Annotated in this window: 3 protein-coding genes and 1 pseudogene; all 4 read left to right on the top strand. The window is 25.4% G+C overall.

The window, feature by feature from the left end:
* The coding region (locus tag HG1285_RS03775; RefSeq protein ID WP_008288796.1) for a PilN domain-containing protein at window positions 1-484 on the top strand (484 nt) is incomplete at its 5' end.
* A 1-nt stretch (window position 485) separates the two neighbouring features.
* Complete coding sequence (locus HG1285_RS03780) at window positions 486-1,175, top strand: hypothetical protein (RefSeq protein WP_008288795.1); 690 nt, start codon at window positions 486-488, stop codon at window positions 1,173-1,175.
* Window positions 1,172-1,417, top strand: a complete 246-nt coding sequence (locus HG1285_RS03785) for a hypothetical protein (protein WP_008288794.1) — start codon at window positions 1,172-1,174, stop codon at window positions 1,415-1,417. The genes HG1285_RS03780 and HG1285_RS03785 overlap by 4 nt, the downstream gene beginning before the upstream one ends.
* Window positions 1,414-2,123, top strand: a pseudogene (locus HG1285_RS03790) (hypothetical protein); the annotation flags it as partial. The gene HG1285_RS03785 and the pseudogene HG1285_RS03790, both read left to right, overlap by 4 nt.

Here is a 2,123-nt window from a genome sequence, read left to right as displayed (position 1 = left end):
GCCAATTATATTAATTCTAATAACTGTAATATTTACTTTTTATCAATCAAAAATTATTGACTCTCTAAAGACTGAAAAAAATAATCTTTTAACAGAGAAGAAAAAATATAAGGCTGTACAGCAAAAAATAAGCAGACTAAATAGAGAATACACTTCATTTAAAAATATTCTTTATCAACTGGAATTAAAAAAAATGATATATAAAGAGTTTTCAAAGCAAAAAGAAGACTTCAGTATGTACTTCAAGATAGCCTACAATAGTATACCCAGTGGAATATGGCTAAATTCTTTATATATATCCAGGTCAAAGTTTAAATTTGATGGGTTTTCTTTAAATCCTGTAAAGATATCAGAGTTTTATGAAAACTTAGATAATTACTTTAAGGTAATAAGTTTTAAATCTATTGAGCGAAAATCTAATAAACTAAATTCATTTTACAGCTTCAGGTTCATCACCAGCGGTTTAAGTAAGGAGGGAATTTAATGTGAATTTTGAAGAGCTAAAACTACAGTGGTTTGCTTTAGAAAACTGGAAAAAGTTTATCATAGTATTATTTTTCACAGGAATAATAATTTATTTGATATATATGTTTAAATTAGAGCCTATTCTTTCTGAAAAGGAAAAACTTAGTAAAGAAGTTTCCCAGTTAAAATCCCAAGTTAGTTATTTAAAAAGACGAGCTATCCCTGAGAAAATAATTGAAATTGAAAAAAATATAGAAGAAATCCAAAAAAAGATAAAAGAGAAAAAAAAGGAACTTGAGATATTAAAAACTATAATACCTGATAAAGCTGAGGTTGACAAAATTTTAAAATTCACTGCAAGTAATGTTTACAAATCCAATCTTATTTTAAATAAATTTAACATATCAAAAGAAGAAACAGTTTATGTAAGCTATGATGAGCAAAATAAAACTTTATTTATAAGAAAGTCAGAAAAAAATAAAAAGCTCCATAAAAAAGGAATTAATACGAAAAATGAAATTCAATTAAAACGTATAACTGTAAATTTAGACCTGATAGGTTCACCAAAAAACTTACTAAAATACATAAAAGAATTGTCCAGTTCCAAAAGGTTGTTAATAATAGATGATATTTCTTTAAAAACAGAAAAAGAAGCAGTAAAAATAAATATGAACGTATCAACATTTTATTCTCAGGAGATGACAAAATGAAAAATTTATTTTTATTACTAAATGTTTTAATTATTACAATATCGTATGCCCAAAACGAATACTTTTATAACATAGGAAATAGTGTTGGATACATTAAAGATAATAAAGGAAATAAATACCTTGTAATTGAAGAAAATTCAGGAGCGAAGCTTATTAAAGTAAATGAAAATCCGGAAGAATTGATGAAAGATAAATTTGGAATCTCAAAAGAAGATTTAAAATTTGGTGGGGATGAACGATGAAAAAGATTAAAAGGACTCTTACAATTTTATTTATTTTTGCATTAACTTCTGTATCAATTGCACAAACAAAGATAACTGGAGAATTTTACGGGGCTAAATTAGGAACAGTAGTTGATGCATTATCAAAATTAGAAGATAAAAATGTTATATGGGACAATGATGCTGTATCTTATAAAGATAAACAGGTTTATATATCCATAAGAAAACCTATACCTATAAATAAAATATTTACTACAGTTTTAGACGAATATAATCTTATGTATATAAATAAGCGTAATCTAATAAACATAAAAGTTGCTTCTGAAAAAATCCTGGTAATACCTTCCGATATAATCACCTATCTTGGTAAAGGTATTTTTTCTTCAATAAAGACATTTATAAAATCAAACCTAACTTCAGCAGGTAAAATTAAAGTTTATCCAGAAAGCTACTCAATATATATAAAAGATACTAAAGAAAACGCTGAAAAATTAGAAAAGTTATTTAATTCTTACATACAACCATTAAAAGAACAAGCTGAAATGATAAAGAAACAAGAGGAAGAAAAAAGAAAAAAACTTGCCGAAGAGAAAAAAGTACTAAGTCAATTAATAAAGAAAGAAATACAAATATCACCAGACAAATTTAAAGAAATAGAAGATAAATTAATAGAACGTTTATCTCCATTTGGAAGATACGAATATAACCCCAAACAAAAAGCTCACTA

The sequence above is a fragment of the Hydrogenivirga sp. 128-5-R1-1 genome, assembly GCF_000171895.1.
Note: the sequence above shows the minus strand (reverse complement) of the source record. Positions and strands in the feature narration are given on the sequence as shown.